Genomic DNA, 17503 nt, shown 5'->3' with positions numbered 1-17503 from the left:
GCTGCCGGGCTCAAAGGCCACCGTGACCGGCGCCAGGCCCATGCCCCCAGCAGTTATGGAGAGTCGCCGTCCGGGGGACATCCGGCGATCATGACCTGGGCCGCGGCCAGCAGCGCGCGCATCTCGTCGATGACCGGCCGGTGAAGGGGCAGCGTCAGATGGCCGACGCCCGGTACCAGCACGTTGCGGGCCTTGAGGTCCGGATGGTCGATGCGCCCCCTGGCGGCGGGGATGACTGCCTCGTCCAGGTCGCTGTGGAAGGCCACGAACCGGGTGCGGCATCCCGCGGCCGGTTCGGCGAGTTCGGCCAGGAGCCCGCTTCCCGGGCGTAGCTGGCGCAGCAGCGGATGGGCCGGGGCCAGCATGGCGGTGGCGGTCCCACCGTGCGGCGTCGCCAGTGTGATCACCAGTGGCACGTGCGCATCGCCGCCGAGCCGCTGCACGTAGTAGCGGGCGATCAGCCCGCCCAGGCTGTACCCGATCACGACCACCGCCCGCCCCCCACCGCGGGCACACACCTGCTCGACCTGGCGGCCCAGCGACCGGGCCGCCGTACGGATGTCCGATCCGAACGCGTTGCAGGCGACCGGGATGAAGGGGCCCACGCCGTCGGCGCGCAGCTCACGCTCCAGCGGCGGGACGACCGATGCCCCGTCGGCCAGCCCATGCACCAACAGCACAGGAACCCCCGCATCGGCGGGGAGCGGGTCACCCGGGCCCGTCGGCCGCCCGTGCATGGCACGGCCCAGCAACCCGGTCAGCTGCCCGACGCCCTCCGCGGTCATGTCGAGCGGGAGCCGGGCCAGACGTATCACCGCCCGGCTCGCCTCGATGCCTATGCCGCGCGCCGGTGACAGTCCCGGCACGGTCAGTTGCGGCCTGAAAGGAATGCCCGTAGCCGTTCACCTTCCCTGCAAGAACCGTTCCCGTCCTTCCTGACGGAAGAGCTGGACGGGAAGATCACCATGGGAAACGTTGCGTAAGTCGGATCTGGTCCGCCGCTACGGTTCACTGTGGACGCTCCCGGTCACAGATGCCATTCGAGGAGTCCTCGCCCCAGGGCAGCACGGTCCGGAACCACAGCAGAGCAGCGACAGCCGCGCAGGCGCAAGCGGCGCCTCGGCCCTACGGTGGTCTTAGGAGGGCCGCAGAAGCGACTTGTCGTTGTGGAGGAGGCTGCGATGGCTGAGCACTTCGTCTGGGTAACGACACGCCGCCTTCGGCCGGGCGCCCTGGAGCAGTTCGAGACGGCATGGCGTCCCGATCCCTACCCACAGGGCCTGCGCCGTGCCTTCGCCTACTGGTCCGAGGACGGACAGGAGATCACCGGGGTGTCGTTCTGGGACTCCAAGGAGGACTGCGACTCCTGGCGGGACTCCGAACCGGAGAAGCAGCGGCGCGCGGCCATGGCTCCCTACGTCGTCGAGGAGCGGGAGGGCTTCTACCACGGCCGTGAACTCGCCGTCCCCCAGCGATAGCTGTAGATGAACGGGCACGGTCGTCCGACCGTACCGCCGCCTCGGCGACGTCACGGTTCCTTACGTGTGCCCCCGGTACTGGTTGTTCCGTAGGGCCCAACAGGCTGCCGGGCGCCGCTGCTCCTGGCCTCGGCATCCTCCGCTTCAGTGAACGGACTATCGCCCACCCAGGCCACCTGTTCCACCAACGAGGCCTGCGAGCGCACGCAGGTGATCACCTCGACAAGCTGATCACGCAGCAACGTGCAGGCGCCGGGGCTGATGCTCAACGGCAACCCAGCCTGCTCAGCGCGTCGTTCGATTCTCGGCACGAACAACGAGCTCCAAGCAGGCGCCGCGGACGCAACCGCATCACCACCAGGAAGTTCCACACACTGGACAACGCACAATCAAGACCGGCGAAAACGCCGTCGAGCCGTCATCACACCAATGGCCCAGTTCACGGCCTGGACTGGTTCAGGATGCGGCTGTGCGTTGCGGCACCACCGCGACCGGGCAGTCGGCGTGCTGGAGCGCCGCGTGTGCCACGCGGCCGAGGGGCAGTGAGAGCGGCCCTTGGCGTCGAGGGGCGCCGAGGACGAGCAGGTCGGCCGTGACCGAGTGCGTGAGCAGGACGTGGTGGGCCGTGCCCTCGACGGTGACCCGGTGCACCGGTAGGTCCGGGTGTTCGCTTTCCGGGGCGCGCAGGGCGTCGTCGAGCAGGGTCGCTGCCTGATCCTCGTAGTGGTGGTCGGGGTCCCCGGCGAACAGCGGATGCGCCAGGGGCCGGTGGGCAGGGCGGCGCCAGGCGCGTACGACGTCCAGCGCGCAGCGCCGTGCTTCGGCTTCGCGGAACGCGAACCGGATCGCCGCCGTGCTGGTCGTGGCATCGCCCACGCCGACCACGATGCGGCCATTGGCCCCCTGCCGATTCTGCGGGGCGCCTCGTACCACGACCACCGGGCCGGCGGCATGCGTGGCCAGGGAGCGACTGACCGAACCCAGCAGCGCTCCCCTGATCGGTCCTCGGCCCCGGCATCCGGTCACGACGGCGGCGGCGTGCCGCGCCTCCCGCAGCAGCGCCGCCTCGGCCTCCTCGGGGACGATGTCGACCGTGATCTTCACATTCGGGTTGCGCTGCCGAGCCCGTTCGGCCGCCCGGTCGACGATGCCCTGGGCCAGGGCGTGCTCGGAGGGCACCTCGGCGGACTGCGGGAAGACGGGGCCTTCGTAGCGCTCCCACAGGCAGGCGTGCACGATGCGCAGATCCAGGCCGTGCCGGGCCGCCTCGTCCGTGGCCCAGTCGGCCGCCCACAGGCCGGCCTCTGACCCGTCGACGCCCACGACCAGGGGCAGCGTCATCGTTCCCACCACCTTCAGCACGTGCCAGGACGATGCCCTCATTTTCTCGCGCCTTTCCCCACTCCGGCAAAGGTCGCTGTACCCGAGCCCGGGCCTTGAGCCCGTTGCTGATCGGGGGTGGAACCGGGCGGGTCGGCACAGTCAGTCACTGCCCGCCGAGTGCGGTGCGGCGGCTGTGTCGGCGTCAGAGGGCCGCCTGCGGCTTTCTCGCTCCACTGGGCCCGCCTGACTGTTTCTGCGATCTCGTCAGGGTGCGCAGCCGCGCTGCGGGGTCGTCGGGCCAGTCCTGGACGAGGGTGGTGGCCCAATCGGCCCAGGTGGCGACCAGCCGGTAGTAGTCGGTGAGGAAGCGACCGACGAGCGTGTTCTGCGCAGCCCGCTCGGGGAACGGTGCGTGGCCCGAGAGGTAGGCGCGCGCGGCGGCGAGGTTGTCCTCGTTGCGTTCGGCGGCCCAGGCGCGGGCCGCGCGGAGGGTGGCGAGGGTGTCGGCCTTGGTGCCGGACTCGGCGAAGAAGACCTTCAGGAGTTGTTCGGACTCCAGGACGGGGCCTGCGCCGGGCTCGTGGAGCCAGTCGGCGAGCGCGGCCCGGCCCTCAGGGGTGATGGTGTAGACGGTGCGGGGCCGACGGCCCACGGACTCGCGCGCGGCCTGGGCCAGGCCGCGGCGGACGACCTTCTTGGGTTCCTCGTAGATCTTGCTCTGGGCGCGGGGCCGGATGCGGCCGAGGCTGCGGTCCATCTGCCGGGCGAGTTCGTAGGTGCTCCACGGGCGCACTGCGAGCAGGCCGAGGATCGCGTAGGAGGTGGTGGTGAGCACCGGTTCCCTTGACATCGTCGCCCCTCTGGCAAAGGGGTGGCTCCCCGGACGGCCTGCGGCCGGTGCGCCGGCGCTCAGGTCCCACGATCCGGCGACACACCGGCCACGTCGCCACCGATCCCGACCAGCGGTACATCCTGCGGACCGCCGCACTCGGCGCCCGCCTCCTGGACCGGCCGGCCCGCCCACGCAACCCTGCGAGCGATCCGGCCCGCCTCCGGTGGGTACAGGGTCACGCATGAACGTGTGGTCGCCAGTGCCACCGCAGGACTACCTGCCGATCAAGGACCACGGTCTGATCGGCGACGGTCGCGGCTGCGCCCTGGTCGGCCGCGACGGCGCCATCAGCTTCATGTGCGTCCCCCGGTTCGACGCCCCGCCCCTGTTCTGCTCACTGCTCGACCGCCACCGCGGCGGATCCTTCCTGCTCACTCCGGACGGGCTGCGGCTGAGCCGCCAGCACTACGTCGAGGACACCGGCGTCCTCGTGACAGACCTGCGCACGGACACCGGAGTCGTGGAAGTCACCGACGCATTCCTTCTCCGGCCAGACGCCCAACTGGAGGTGGACGCCCCGGTCGGCGCGGGAGAACTTGTCCGGCACGCGCGTGTCACACGAGGATCAGTCGATCTGCGTGTGCTGGTGCAGCCACGTGGTGAAACCCAAGCCGAGCGTCAGACCGCGGGATGGCGACTGACCTGCCCCCAGCAGTCACTGAAGCTCTACCTGACCGCCTCCCGGCCACTGCCCGGCCCTCGGTGCACCCTGCCTCTGAGCCACGGCGAAGACCTCTGGATCCGTCTGCGCTGGAGTGACCAACGGGACGCCGTCCCAGGACGACCGGTCTCCCAGCGCCTCGACAACACCGTACGAGCGTGGCGCCGGTGGTCGGCCTTCGTGGTGGACGACCCTCCCCGCGCGGATCTGGTCCGCCGCTCGGCCATCACACTCAAGCTCCTGGACTACGTCGAGAACGGCGCCATCGTCGCCGCCCCGACCTCCTCTCTGCCCGAGCGCATCGGCGGCGACCGGAACTGGGACTACCGGTACGCATGGATCCGCGACGCCGCATACACCGTCTTCGCCCTGCGCCGGATCGGGCTTCCCGACGAAGCCGGAGGATTCCTGCAGTGGGCGCTGACCGCCGCCTGGCGGGACGGGCGACTGCGCGTGCTGTACGACGTGGACGGCCGGCCTCCGCCACCGGAGGTGATCGACGACGAACTGGAGGGCTACCGCCGCTCCGCACCCGTGCGGTGGGGAAACGCCGCCGCCGAACAGATCCAGCACGACGTCTACGGAGAACTCCTCGACTGCGCCTTCCAATGGGCGGCCACCGGCCGACCGTTGCGCACCGGGTTGTGGCACCGCCTGTCCGGCCTGGCCGAGCAGGCTCGCACGGCTTGGCGGACACCGGATCACGGCATCTGGGAAGTGCGCACCCACGGACGCCCGTTCACGTACTCGGCGGCGATGTGCCAAGTTGCCCTCGACCGCGCCGCACGGCTCGCCACCCGCCTCAATCTTCCGGGCGACGCCAACACGTGGGCGGCAGAAGCCCGCTATCTCGCCGGACGGATCATCCACGACGCGTGGGACGAGCGCATGAACTCGTTCACCGAGCACCTCGGTGAACGAGGAGGACTCGATGCCTCCCTGCTCGCCCTCCCCCTGCGACGTGTTCTGCCCGCCGATCACCCGCGCATGGTCGCCACCACGCAGGCGATCACCGAACGCCTCGGCGCGGGCGACGGTCTGCTGTACCGCTACCTGCCGCAGGAATCACCCGACGGACTCAACGAACCGGAGGGCGCCTTCCTGCTGGGCAGTTTCTGGCTCGTGGACAACCTCGCGGGCCAAGGCCGCGTCGACGAAGCCTCGGAGCTGTTCGACACACTGTGCTCCTACGCCAGCCCGCTCGGCCTGTTCGCCGAACAGATCGACCCCGCAGACCGCTCCTTCCTCGGCAACTTCCCTCAGGCACTCAGCCACGTCGGCCTGCTTTCCAGCGCCGTCGTCCTCGCCCGCGCCGAACGCGGCGTACGCCCGGAACTCTCCACCCACGCGTGGTTTCAGTGAGGCAGCACTCCTTCTCCTGGTCTTCCGCGGCGCCCCGGCTCGTCGGCAGTCATCGCCCCCCGTGAGTGCCAAGCCACGGTCACCCTCGCCTGCCTGCGACTTTGGCTCCCCTGACATTGCGGACACGACCTAACGCCCGGCGGCCGGCTGCATCGATGTGTCCCCTGTCTGGCTGTCGGTGACCGTCTTGGGCTCCAGGGGCTCGGCCAGAACTCCCGGTCTTTATCTTGCGGGTGTGCTTGGGCGCCGGCGGGTGTCAGCCGGCCAGCCGGTTCATCTTGCGGATCTGCTTGTCGAAGGCCCGGGCGGGAGCGACTCGGCGCAGTGTGCTCGCGCGTCCGGCCATGGGGCCGGCGGTGTAGCGCAGCTTCGGCCTCGCGTCGGTCGCTGCCGCGACGATCGCCTTGGCGACGACGGTGGGGGCATCGCCGTTCCTGACCGCCTCGGCCATCACGCGGTCGGCCGTGTGCCGTTGCTTCGCGTAGGCCTGCATGGGCGTGTCGGGCTTCGCGCTGTTGGCCTCGAATCCGGTCCTGGTGTAGGCGGGTTGGACGATGAGCGCCCGGACGCCGTGCTCTCGGACCTCGTGGTCCAGGGACTCGGTGTAGCCCTCGATCGCATGCTTGGAGGCGGCGTAGACGGCCATGTAGGGCTGAGGCAGGAACCCGAGCACGGACGAGATGTTGATGATGCGCCCGCGTCCCTGGGCGCGCATGTACGGCAGGACCTCGTTCACCATGCGCATGACCCCGAAGACGTTGGTGTCGAAGACGCCCTGGGCCTGCGCGACGGAGGTTTCCTCGGCCGCACCCATCGAGCCGACGCCGGCGTTGTTGACGAGGACGTCGATTCGCCCGAACCGCTCGATCACCTGCTGGACCGCGGTGGTGACCGAGGCGTCACTGGCCACGTCGAGGTCGAGGAACGACACACCGTCGAGCGGGGTGACGCGTGAGGTGTCGCGGCTTGTACCGGCCACGCCGAAACCCGCCGCGACCAGCGCGAGCGCGGTTTCCTTCCCGATGCCGGATGACGCACCCGTCACGAGTGCCACCGGCCTGTTCGTCGTCATCATGGATTCCTGACTCATGGAAACTGATCGGTTTCCACTCATCGTAAACCGATCGGTTTCCATGCGCAAGCCCACCGGACGCGTCCGCCCATACGCTGTGAGCCGTACAGCGCGGGACTTCGCGGCACCTGCGGCGTCTCGCCCGAAGAGGGCCCTGCGGGCCCGCGCCCCGCCAGGCGCCTTTCGGCTGCTACGGCGACAACGGCAGCAGTGCGCCGTGCCGAGCCGGGTCATGCCGGCCCAGGCACCAGACACACATGAGGACTGCCCAGGAAACGCCCCCAGCCCGGGATCCCGGACCCTGTCGCGGAGAGGCTCCTCGGCCTCGCGATGATCAGGCGCCCTTGGAGACAGTCGCGGCTCAGGGGGGGAGAAAGCCTGGTGGATTCCAACGCGCCGGCCCACAAGACGGCGGACCAGGTCGACATTCCGCCAGGCCTCCTCCCCTGCCGGGTGCCCGGCAAGGCAAGGCCGTCAGGCGTGATCGGCGCAGCAGGGGGTGGGGTTGGGCACTTCGAACGGTGCGAGTGCGCCACCGGGGCCGGGGACCAGGGCGAGGGTGAGCTGACCGTCTCGCCACTCGGGTCGTACGTGGTCTCGGGTGAGCACGAGGGTCACGGGATCGGGTCCCTGGCCGTTCGTCGACGGCTGCCCGACCACGATGATCCGGTCGATGGCGGTCAGGCCGAGCACGTCGGTCACGGTGACGATGCCGGTGAGGCGGTCGGCGCCGGGAAAGACCACGGCCCGTCCGCCCTGTCGGCGGGCGTGTTCCGTGGCGGCCAGTGCTGCCGTGCGGGTGGCTTGTTCGGGGCCGCACTCGCGATCCCCCAGGACCGCGCTCACCGTCGGCCCCGCCAGTTCGGCGAGGCGCGCCCACGTCATCTCGGCCACGTCGCTGTCGGGCAGGGCGAGGGAAACGGCCGTGCCCCGGTGTGCGTCGGTGCGGATCAGGTGGGTGCAGGCGATCGTGCCCGACGGGAGGCCGAGGCTGCCCATCAGATGGTGGATGAGGTGGTCGGCGTCGCGCAGGTTCGCGATCCCGGCGTCCAGGCCGATGACGGTGTGGACGCCGGGCACATCGTGCGGTGCGGTCATGCGGGCAGGACCCACATGGGGTTGGAGTAGAACCACAGGTCCTTCCACGGGTCGGCGTCGCCGACGACGTCGAGGGCAGGCCCGGCCGGGTCGACCGCGGCGCCCATCGGGCCGACGGCGGTGCGGTTGCCGTCGGTGCCGCGCAGCCGCACGTACACCGGCTTTTCCACGCGGCCCAGGGAGTACGTCAGGCGGACGGTTCCGGTGGACTTGTTCACCTCGAAGGACTTGACGACCTTCGTGTCCGGCGTGGTGAACGCGTCCTTGTCGGACACGGGGCCCGTCACATCGCCCTGGATGACGTCCACGCGGGCCAAGGTGGGCACGAACTGCGCCCAGTTGGGCCCGTTGGCGAGGCTGATCTCGACGACGAGGTCGACGTTGCTGCCGCGGCGCACGTGCAGCGCACCGCCCAGGGTGACCGCGCGGCTTCCGGAGCGCAGCTGGGCGCCCAGGCCGCTGATGAGGCCGCCGTGGTCCACCCAGACTCGACCGGCGCGGATGCCGTCCATGACCGCCTTGTACGAGAAGGAGGTCGCGCCGACGTGGGTACGGCTGTAGTAGCCCGGCCAGTAATCGCCCTGGGTGAGGTCGATCTTGCCGCTGTAGACCGGGTCGGTGTGCTTGCCGTTGGCGGTGTAGTCGCTGTCCGGGCCGCCTCGCACCGCGGTGTCGGCGTAGACCTGGTGCGAGTCGGAGTTGGCGGTGATCCACCACGGTTTGCCCTCGGCCAGGAGGCTGTCCCACAGGCCACCGACGGTGGAGGTCATCCAGTCGAAGCCGCCCCATGTGCGGTAACTCTCCAGCGGGTAGCCGGCGAAGGAGTTGGCGCTGGGGTTGTTGTCGTAGATGCCGCGGGCCCGGCCCATCCCGAGCGGCGCGGGGATGCCTGCGGCCTGGTGGCCGGGCGCGCCCTCCATGCCGACCGCGATCCGGTGCTTCGGGTCGGTGGCGTCGCGCCAGGCCCGTATCTCGTGCGGGGAGTCGACACCGCGCCGCGCCGGGTGGTTGGCGAGCATCAGCGCGTCCTTGACCTTGCGGCGCTGGATTTGCTCGGCGAGGAAGTTCAGGCCCGCGATGGCGAGCGCCTCGTTGGCGGGCGTCGAGGCGCCGGCGTCCTTGACGCTGCCGTCGTAGTCGGTCTCGAACTGCTTGAGGACAAAGACCTCGTTCTTGCCGGGGTGCACGAAGACCGTGCCGTGCTCGGCGCCCGGGATGTTCCACTCCAGGCCCTGGAAGACGAGGGTGTCCTCGTACGCGGCTCGGGCCTCGCGGATGTCCGGGTTGACCTTCTCCACGCCGATCCTGGAGTGGGTGGCGTTGCCGTGGTCGGTGATCACCAGCCAGTCCATGCCGTACCGGGCACCATGGCGGACCTGGTCGACGACGCGGTACTTGCCGTCGTTGCTGTACTGGGTGTGGATGTGGTGGTCGCCGGCCAGCCACAGGTACCCGCCGGAATGCGAGCCGTGCGCTGCGGGCATCTGGCCGGTCGACGCGGTTGCCTCCCCCGCGCCACCGAGCACGCTGCCCACCGCAAGCCCCGCTCCGAGAAGGCCGGTGCGCCGCAGCATGAACCTCCGCGATAGCTGGCTCGGCGTCAACTCCTCGTCCGGGACGGACGTGTCGAGAGCCGGAGGCAGAGACGAGGCGTCCTCGCTGCCGTGGTGATGGTGGTGGCCGTGGTCGTGTCTATGGCCGTGGCTCATGTTCAACTCCCGCGAAGGGCAGACACATACGTGCTCGGGACGGATGTGCAGAGTGTGAAAAGCCCCAGTGAACAGCGGGAGTCCAGGTGATGCTGAGGCGAAGAACGCCGGATGTGCAGCCAGAGCAAGCACAAGGGCATGAGGACCGCACATTCATGTCTTCTCCCTGGCTTCCGCTGAGGTTCGTCCTGGCTGGCCAGCATGGCGGAGCGTCGGCCTCCACCGGGTGGCCGAATTCCGTCCACCTGTCCGCCGTACCGGCGGTGCGTGACTGGCTCGACCACGCCGCCCGGCAGCCGGTGGTACCCGACGCGGGCGAGATACGCCTGAAAGGTGAACCCATCACCTTCTCCGGCCCGCAGAGCGCACACGCCCACGGCATCGGGGCGGTCTATCAGGACCTGGCCGTGGCCGCCTCCATGGACATCGCCTCCAACATGTTCCTCGACCGCGAACTGCGCCGCCCCGGCATCCTCGGCAGCGCCTTCCGCATGCTCGACAAGAAGCGCATGCGCCAGGAGGCCGCCGAGCACATGGCCGACCTGAAGATCCGGCTGTGCTCGCTGCCCCAGTCGGTCGAGACGCTCTCCGGCGGACAGCCGCAGCCGTCGCGGTCGCCCGGCCCCTGGCCGGGGCCCGCAGTGTCGTCGTCATGGACGAACCCACCGCCGCCCTCGGCGCCAAGGAGTCCGGACAGGTCCTCGACCTCATCCGCCGCGTCCGCGACAAGGGCATGCCGGTCGTCCTGATCAGCCACAACATGCCGCACGTCTTCGAGATCGCCGACCGGATCCACATCCACCGGCTGGGCCGGCGCGCCGCCGTGATCAAGCCTTCCGACTACTCCATGGCGGAGGTCGTCGCCATCATGACCGGCGCGCTCAGCGTCGACGAGGCCGGAGATACTGTCGTATCGGATTCCGCGGCAGCGAAAGCCGCCGGAGTCCAGGCCACTTGACAGCGCAACCCCGCTCTCGCATGTTCCGGCCGAGGCCGCGGCCGGAGCCCGAGAGCACTCAGGAGACGGTTTACTCCATGGCAGCGAGCCGCCGCCCCACCCTTGCCGACGTCGCACGAGAAGTCGGCGTCAGCGCCAAGACGGTCTCGCGCGTCCTCAACGAGGACGGTCCCGTCTCGGCGCAGACGCGGGAACAGGTACTCGCCGCGGTGGCCAAGCTGGGCTTCCAGCCGAACCTCATGGCACGCAACATGCGCGTCGGCGGTCCGGACACCACCATCGGACTGGTCATCCCCGACCTCGGCAACCTGTTCTTCGGAGTCGTGGCCCGCGCCATCGAGGACACGGTCCGCGAACGCGGACTGACCCTGCTCATGGGGTCGTCCGCGGACGACCCCGACCGCGAACGCGCCCTGACGGACAAGTTCCTCGCCCGTCGCGTCAGCATCCTCATCGTCGTGCCGTCCGTCGGTGCCGACCACTCCCACCTCAAGTCCCACCGCACGGCGGGGCTGCCCATCGTCTTCCTCGACCGCCCGGGAGTCGGCCTGCCCACGGACAGCATCGTCAGCTCCAACCGTGCCGGGGCCAAAGAAGGCGTCGCCCACCTCATCGCCCACGGGCACCGCCGCATCGGATTCGTCGGCGACCTGCCCGTCAAGCTGTACACCCGCCGCGAACGCCTCGCCGGATACCGCGCGGCCCTGCAAGAAGCCGACCTCCCCTACGACCGCTCGCTCGTCGCCAACGCCCACGACCAGCCAGGCGCCGAGGCCGCGACCGCCCAACTCCTCGAACTGGCCGATCCCCCCACCGCCCTGTTCGCCGGAAACAACATCACGGCGCTCGGCATCGTCGCCGAACTCGCGCGCAGCAAGCGCAAGGACGTAGCAGTCGTCGCCTTCGACGACGTCTCACTCGCCGAGGCACTCGAACCGGCACTGACCGTCGTCGCGCAGAACCCCGAAGAACTCGGCCGCAGCGCCGCGGCCACCGCCCTGGCCCGCCTCGACGGCGACCGCTCCCGGGCGCGCACCATCACCGTCCCCACCCGGCTGATCGTCCGGGGCTCGGGGGAGCAACGGGCGCCCAAGCCGTAGGCGGCTTGCAGCCTCGCTTTCGAGGGCCTCACAGAAGACCGACAGCGAACGATCGGTGCCGGGCTGAACCGGCAACGTCCAGATTCGGCATATGAACTCGACCACATCGCTGACCTGGGGAAGTACGAGCCGCGCTCCAGCCACTCGAAGTCATGGAGGATGAGCGGCCCGTCGGCCATCCGCAGCGAGAAGAACAGCGGGCTGTCCGCTCGGAAGGCGCCGTGCGCCGCGGTATGGGCCAGCGCGGCCCCATCCAGTTCCTCCACCACCCGCGCCACGCGCGCGTCCGCGTGCTCCAAGACGGTCGCCGAGCCGTACCGGTCGGCGAGTTCAGGCACCTCCGAGCCGCCGGTCGCCAGCCCCTGCCCGTGCACCGGCACCCGCCGGCCATCGGGCGGCAGCTCGGTCTCCCGCGCGCGGCCGGCTACTCGGCGATGGCGACGCGCTGAGCAGCAACCCCCTGCGGTGGCCCTTGCGTCCGGTCATCCGGAACTCGTTGCGCCCCTACGGTGCGGCGCCGATCCGCTCGGTCGCTTCGGCTTCGATTGAGAAGTGGGCGAACCAATGGCCGTCAGGCGGTACCTCGTCTCGGTCCGTGTCTCGAATTCGAGCACTCCCGGCTCCGGGTGCCGTACCCGGACGGGGTGCCCGTGCGCGGTCACCTTCAACCGGGTCGCAGACCGCACGAGCACCCGATTACCCGAGCGGGAACGCAATTCACCACCCACCAACGCGCCCTCGCGCCACTCCAGATCCACCTCGAAGCCGCCGCGCGCGAGCAGACCGCGCACCCGTCCGTTCGCCAACGCCGGAGGCAGCGCGGGCAGCAGATGCAGCTCACCCGCATGGGACTGCAGCAGCCACTCCGCAACGCCCGCCGTCGCCCCGAAGTTGCCGTCGATCTGGAACGGCGGATGCAGATCGAAGAGGTTCGGCGCGGTGCGCTCGGGGGTGAGCAGATCGGCCAGCAGCTTGTAGGAGCGTGCGCCGTCCTCCAGCCGCGCCCAGAAGTTGATCTTCCAGGCGAGCGACCACCCGGTACCCGCGTCTCCGCGCTACTCCAGTGTCCTGAGGGCCGCTGCGAACAGGTCGGGGGTGTCCCGTTTGGTGATCTGGTTGCTGGGGTGCAGACCGTACAGGTGGGAGACGTGCCGATGTTCCTGCTCGGGCGCGGTGGCGTCCCAGTCCTCCGACCACTCCTGCAACTGCCTCTGGGCACCGACTTTCATGGGCGGCAGCTTCCCGCGTGCGGCCCGGACCGCGTTCCGCATGGCACGGTCCTCGTCGAGCAACTGCGATGCCTTGACGAATCCGTCGAAGAGGTCGCGCAGGATCTGGTTGTCCATGGTCGGCCCGGCGCACACGGACACGTCCGGGTGGTGGGCGTTCTCCGGGGAAACCGCGGGGCAGGTGACGAGGTGCCCGGTTCCCGGATCGGTGACCAGGGTGTCGAGGAAGAACCGCACCGCGCCGCGCAGTACCGGATAGCGGCGACGCAGCTCCTGCTTGTCGCCGGTGAAGAGATAGTGCTCCCAGATGCTGATCGACAGCCAGGCTCCCCCGGTTTGCCACATGCCCCAGAACGCGCCGTCCACCGGGGCTGTGCCGCGCCAGGCGTCGGTGTTGTGATGGGTGACCCAGCCGCCGGCTCCGTATTGCACCTCGGCGGTTCTCGCACCGGCATCGGCCAGGTCCCCGAGCATGTCGAAGACCGGCTCCCAGCACTCCATGAGGTTGGTGACGGGTGCGGGCCAGTAGTTCATCTCCGTGTTGATGTTGATCGTGTACTTCGAGTCCCAGGGCGGACTGAGCGAGTCGTTCCAGATTCCCAGGAGGTTGGCGGGCTGGGTTCCCGGCCGCGATGAGGAGATCAGCAGATAGCGCCCGTACTGGAAGTGCAGGGCCACCAGGTGAGGGTCGGTGGCGGTGGCGAATCTCGTCACGCGTTCGTCGGTGGGCAGCGTCGCGGCATCGGTCCTGCCGAAGTCGAGCTCCACCCGCCGGAACAGCTCCTGGTAATCGGCGACGTGACGTCTCAGCAGCCGGGCATACGGGACGCCCGACGCGGCGTTGAGCGCGGTGGCGGCCCTGGCGAGTCGCCCGTCGGGTCCTGGTAGTTGGTGTAGCTGGTGCCGATCGAGATCAGCAGGGTGACGGCGTCGGCTCCGGTGATTTCGAGGGTCCCGTTGTCGCTGGTGACGGTCCCGCCCGCGGCGTGGGCGCCGGGTCAGGGCCCGGAACCGTACCTGTCCCTTGATGCCCTCACGGGTTTGCGTCGTTCCGTCGATCGCGATGGTGATCCGGTCGGGCGATGACGCGGTTAGGGGTGTGACCGAGATACGCGCCAAAGGGGCAATGGGATGATCTTGAAGCCCTGATCTGCTCGGATTTGGCCCTGTTCTCGTATAGCTACGGCCAGGTGGCGTGTAGCGCTGAGTAACTACTTGGGGCTGCGGTCGCGCTGTTGGAGGGCGGCGAAGTCGGCGTGCGCCGCTTCGACGGCCTCCGGGTACGCCTGGGTCTTCTCGTGCTCGGCCAGCGCCCGGTAGATGCTGGAGAGGCTGGGGTTCTGTCCCTTGCGCTTGCCGGTGGGGATGAGCAGGTCGGGCTGGATGTCCTCGACGCTCTCGCCGTTCGCGCGGCGTCGGAGCACGGTGTGCAGCATGTCGTCGGTGATGACCGGCGGCCGGCCGCCGTGGTTGCCCTTGCGGGCTGCGGCGTCCAGTCCTTCGAGGGTGGACTCCCGGATGTTCTCCCGCTCGGTCTCGGCCATCGCCGCGAAGAACCCGAACAGCAGGCGTCCCGGTCCGCTGGGGTCGTACATCCCCTGGAGGGGACCGGCGAGCATCTCCAGCACCAGGCCGTGGGCGGTGAGGTGATCGGCGAGCGCGGTCAGCTCTGCGGCATCGCGCCCCAGCCTCTTCATCTCGTTCACTGTGAAAATTACCCGGCAGTGCGGGGCGTGGGCCTTGATCTCCCTCGCGGCGGCGAGCGCGGCCTCGAACTGTGGGCGCACCCGCACCCGGGTGCTGATCTTCTCGCTGAAGATTTTGTCTCTCGGGATGCCGTGTCCGGCGAGCGCGTCGAGCTGGGACTGGAGTTCCTGGGTGAGGCTGGAGCACCGCGCGTACCCGATGCGGATGTCCGCGCTCGGGGTGTCCGGGTCGACGGGCGCCGGCGCCGGGATGCCGGGCCGCCAGGGTTGGCCGGGGCCGCGGTCGGCGGGGGTCGGCACGCGCAGGAGCTTCGCGAGCCGGGGCACCTTGGTGAAGCGGCCAGTGTGGTAAGTCCCGGCGACCGCGCCGGAGCGCGAGCGGCAGGGTGAACCCGACGATGCGTTACAGCGTGGGCAGGGGCGGCGCTCGATGTCGTCCGCTTCGGACACGAGTGCGGTGTGAGGGTCCGTCATGACCCCGGATACGGTCACAAACATTTCCCAGAACATGCCTGATGCCACTTTTGAGTGAGACCGAGTTGTGACAGTGAATCCGCGATCCGGACCGCTTTTGCCGACCGTTTTCGATCATGCTCCGGGAAAGGGTCGTTTGTGAGAAGGGGTTGGCGTTCCGGCGCGTGCAGGACTCGCCTCCGGCCGGGTTCGTGTGCTGCCATTACTGCTGGTCGAGGGCGACGGCGACCTGGTCCAGGTGGGCATGGTGATTCCACGTGTCCACGTGTGAAGGGTGGCGGGGAGTGTCCCGATCCCGCTCGGTCGAACTGCGGAATCGGGACAATGCACGATCGGTGGATGGGGGCCTGGCCGCCCGTCCTGGGCGGGTCACTTGTGGAGAACGGCCTGGATTTCGAGGCTGATCGACACCTTGTTGCTGAGCGCGACGCCACCGGCGTTGATGCCGAAGTCGCGCCGGTTGATCTCTGCGGTCGCGGAGAAGCTGGCCCGCTGTCCATCCCGCTGGTCCGAGCTGAAGGCGTTCACCTTGAGGGTCAGCGGCACCTGCCGTGTGACGCCGTGCAAGGTCAGCTCACCGTCGACGGCCCAACCGTCGACGGTCTGGCGGATGCCGGTCGAGCGGTAGCTCATCGCCGGGTACGTGTCGACGTCGAGGTATTCGGCGGCGTGGAGGTGGCTGTCTCGCTTTTCGTTGCCGGTGTCGATGGATGCGAGGTCGATCGTCGCGGTGACCGACGAGCGCAGTGGGTTCTTGTCCGTGACGAGCGTGACGTCGTGGGTGGTGAAACGGCCCCGCGTCTTGCTGATCCCGAGGAGGCGGACTGAGAAGGCGATCTCGGAGTGCGCCGGGTCGGCCTTCCACGTGCCGGCCAGATAGCCCGGAATCTCGGTCGCGGGAGCGCTGTTCATGGTTTCGTTCATGGCTTCCTCTATGGTTGTGCGGCCGCGGCAGCGCGGCGAGGGGGATGGTGGGTCGGGGTTGGTGCCCGTGATCCATCGCGAGCGGCGCGCCCGCCGGCGCTTGGGGCCCAAGACGTCGGTCGTCGCGGACAGTTGCCTGGTATTGCTCGAACTCCCGTGATCTGTCAGGGCTCGAGGTCGACCGCTCCTTTGCCGCTCGCGATGTCGAGCGGCACCGAGACCTGGTCGTGCGTGATCAGCCAGGTCCCGTCGATCTTCCGGAAGCAGTACGTGACCCTGACCCACATACCGCTCATCGCCGTCCCGTCCTTCAGCGTGCCGCTGAGACGAGCAAAAGCGTGCCCGAAGGCCACGTCATCGCCCACGGTGAGGGTCAGCTCGCGAACGTCGTAGGTCACGCTCTCGAAGAACGCGAACACGGGCGCCCAGTTCTTGAGTTTCGCCTCCATCCCCACACTCTGGAGCGGCGGCTCGATGTCGAAGGACACGATGTCCGTTGCGTACAGATTCTTCAGGCCCCCGGGATCCTTGGCCTGGAGTCCCTGGGCGATCATGTCGACTTGCCGGCGAATCTCGGCTTCGTCCATCTCGCGTTGCGTAGGCATCGCGACCTCACCTTCCCTTTCGTGGTGGAACCTTGGCTTCTCACACGCTCCGCTCTGCGGATTACGCTTCACCTATCAGCGCAGAATTTCGGCCCGCACCCTCTCTTTCGGCGTTGCGATGTCCCAGTAGCGAACGGTGCCCCGCGCTTCACGGAAGTCCCCCGTACCGCCGGTGATCGCCATGTCGAGCGAGCTCGTTCCGCTCACCCAGAGCGACTGCATCGTCAGAGAGCCGCGCTTAAGTTCCATCGTGATCAGGCACTGGGTCGTGAGTTCGTCGCCCTTGATGTGGATGACCTGGCACGACCCGCCCCCGCGTCCGACACTGCGGCCGTCCTTTATCGCGGTGCCGGAGTAGACGTGCGTATCACCCAGGCTCGGCCCTTTCGGGTCGAGATCGGTATACGCGTACTGATCGTTCTGAACCTTGAGTTCGAGGACCTCGACTTGTCGCCTTTCCGGGGTATCGGCGTCTGCGCTACTTACGGCAAAGACGCCGACCAAAGCGGTGACCAGCGAAATGGAGAAGAGTCTTGTGAGCGACGCTCGTGTGTTGTTGTTCGTCCGTTCCCTGTCATGCACGCCGACGGATCCCAGTCTTCTGGTGACCATGATGGAAACCTCCTCATTTGCTCAAGCAGTTTCTGCCCCTGGTGGGCGTTGCCGGTCAAGCGGGCGCCGGAGGGCCGACCTCGCCGCCGGCCCTGGAGCACCCGGCAGGTACGCCGACGAGTTGAGCGCCGACGTGCTCGCTGGGTGATGTGTTCGTCTCAGCGGTTCGACAACACAGCCCCCGGGGGGGGGGGGGGGGGGGGGGGGCCCGCAAAAACACCGGGGGGGGGTTGGGGAACCGAAAGGGCGAAAAAAACAAAAGCGCCCGACCGCCCCAAAAAAAACAAAAACAACCAACCA

Annotated in this window: 14 protein-coding genes and 3 pseudogenes; 4 read left to right on the top strand and 13 right to left on the bottom strand. The window is 68.9% G+C overall.

Annotated features, from left to right (window positions below; translation table 11 throughout):
• Nucleotides 1-53: 53 nt before the first annotated feature.
• On the bottom strand, nt 54-866 hold the full coding sequence (locus ACIBNA_RS40425) for an esterase/lipase family protein (RefSeq protein ID WP_399170294.1): 813 nt from the start codon (nt 864-866) through the stop codon (nt 54-56).
• A 315-nt stretch (nt 867-1181) separates the two neighbouring features.
• Here ACIBNA_RS40425 and ACIBNA_RS40420 point away from each other — a divergent pair, with 315 nt between their 5' ends.
• A complete protein-coding gene (locus ACIBNA_RS40420; RefSeq protein WP_399170292.1) occupies nt 1182-1478 on the top strand; it encodes a hypothetical protein in 297 nt (98 codons plus the stop codon).
• A 456-nt stretch (nt 1479-1934) separates the two neighbouring features.
• Here the strand turns inward: ACIBNA_RS40420 and ACIBNA_RS40415 are convergent, their stop codons facing one another.
• Together ACIBNA_RS40415 and ACIBNA_RS40410 are read right to left on the bottom strand one after the other, a co-directional pair.
• Nucleotides 1935-2861, bottom strand: coding sequence for a universal stress protein (locus tag ACIBNA_RS40415; RefSeq protein ID WP_399170291.1), 927 nt, complete (start codon nt 2859-2861; stop codon nt 1935-1937).
• A gap of 142 nt (nt 2862-3003) precedes the next feature.
• Nucleotides 3004-3651, bottom strand: a complete 648-nt coding sequence (locus ACIBNA_RS40410; protein ID WP_399170290.1) for a PadR family transcriptional regulator — start codon at nt 3649-3651, stop codon at nt 3004-3006.
• A 223-nt stretch (nt 3652-3874) separates the two neighbouring features.
• On the opposite strand from ACIBNA_RS40410, the gene ACIBNA_RS40405 reads away from it, so the two are divergent.
• Nucleotides 3875-5716, top strand: a complete 1842-nt coding sequence (locus tag ACIBNA_RS40405) for a glycoside hydrolase family 15 protein (RefSeq protein ID WP_399170289.1) — start codon at nt 3875-3877, stop codon at nt 5714-5716.
• A gap of 256 nt (nt 5717-5972) precedes the next feature.
• Here the strand turns inward: ACIBNA_RS40405 and ACIBNA_RS40400 are convergent, their stop codons facing one another.
• The 3 genes from ACIBNA_RS40400 to ACIBNA_RS40390 form a co-directional block, all read right to left on the bottom strand.
• On the bottom strand, nt 5973-6788 hold the full coding sequence (locus tag ACIBNA_RS40400) for an oxidoreductase (RefSeq protein ID WP_399170288.1): 816 nt from the start codon (nt 6786-6788) through the stop codon (nt 5973-5975).
• Between the two features lie 474 nt (nt 6789-7262).
• Nucleotides 7263-7886, bottom strand: coding sequence for a hypothetical protein (locus ACIBNA_RS40395; RefSeq protein WP_399170287.1), 624 nt, complete (start codon nt 7884-7886; stop codon nt 7263-7265).
• On the bottom strand, nt 7883-9595 hold the full coding sequence (locus ACIBNA_RS40390) for a PHP domain-containing protein (RefSeq protein ID WP_399170286.1): 1713 nt from the start codon (nt 9593-9595) through the stop codon (nt 7883-7885). Before ACIBNA_RS40390 ends, ACIBNA_RS40395 begins: the two co-directional genes overlap by 4 nt.
• Before the next feature lie 299 nt (nt 9596-9894).
• Here ACIBNA_RS40390 and ACIBNA_RS40385 point away from each other — a divergent pair.
• Nucleotides 9895-10553 (top strand): annotated as a pseudogene (locus ACIBNA_RS40385) (ATP-binding cassette domain-containing protein); the annotation flags it as partial.
• A 77-nt stretch (nt 10554-10630) separates the two neighbouring features.
• Nucleotides 10631-11653, top strand: coding sequence for a LacI family DNA-binding transcriptional regulator (locus ACIBNA_RS40380; RefSeq protein ID WP_399170284.1), 1023 nt, complete (start codon nt 10631-10633; stop codon nt 11651-11653).
• Nucleotides 11654-11775: 122 nt separating this feature from the next.
• Here the strand turns inward: ACIBNA_RS40380 and ACIBNA_RS40375 are convergent.
• From ACIBNA_RS40375 to ACIBNA_RS40345, 7 genes and pseudogenes are all read right to left on the bottom strand, one after another.
• A pseudogene (locus ACIBNA_RS40375) lies at nt 11776-12100 on the bottom strand (CHAT domain-containing protein); the annotation flags it as partial.
• 35 nt (nt 12101-12135) lie between these two features.
• Nucleotides 12136-12510: a glycoside hydrolase family 95-like protein gene (locus ACIBNA_RS40370; protein WP_399170322.1), complete on the bottom strand. Its 375-nt coding sequence runs from the start codon at nt 12508-12510 to the stop codon at nt 12136-12138.
• Between the two features lie 12 nt (nt 12511-12522).
• A pseudogene (locus ACIBNA_RS40365) lies at nt 12523-14001 on the bottom strand (glycosyl hydrolase family 95 catalytic domain-containing protein); the annotation flags it as partial.
• Between the two features lie 92 nt (nt 14002-14093).
• Nucleotides 14094-15062 carry a recombinase family protein gene (locus ACIBNA_RS40360; RefSeq protein WP_399170283.1) on the bottom strand — a complete coding sequence of 323 codons (969 nt, stop codon included), beginning with the start codon at nt 15060-15062 and terminating at the stop codon, nt 14094-14096.
• A gap of 369 nt (nt 15063-15431) precedes the next feature.
• On the bottom strand, nt 15432-16097 hold the full coding sequence (locus ACIBNA_RS40355; protein ID WP_399170282.1) for a YceI family protein: 666 nt from the start codon (nt 16095-16097) through the stop codon (nt 15432-15434).
• 53 nt (nt 16098-16150) lie between these two features.
• Complete coding sequence (locus ACIBNA_RS40350; protein ID WP_244205163.1) at nt 16151-16573, bottom strand: nuclear transport factor 2 family protein; 423 nt, start codon at nt 16571-16573, stop codon at nt 16151-16153.
• A 93-nt stretch (nt 16574-16666) separates the two neighbouring features.
• Nucleotides 16667-17203, bottom strand: a complete 537-nt coding sequence (locus ACIBNA_RS40345) for a hypothetical protein (protein WP_399170281.1) — start codon at nt 17201-17203, stop codon at nt 16667-16669.
• Between the last annotated feature and the right edge of the window lie 300 nt (nt 17204-17503).

The sequence above is a fragment of the Streptomyces sp. NPDC050164 genome (genome assembly GCF_044459945.1).
Classification (GTDB): domain Bacteria; phylum Actinomycetota; class Actinomycetes; order Streptomycetales; family Streptomycetaceae; genus Streptomyces; species Streptomyces coeruleorubidus_A.
Note: the sequence above shows the minus strand (reverse complement) of the source record. Positions and strands in the feature narration are given on the sequence as shown.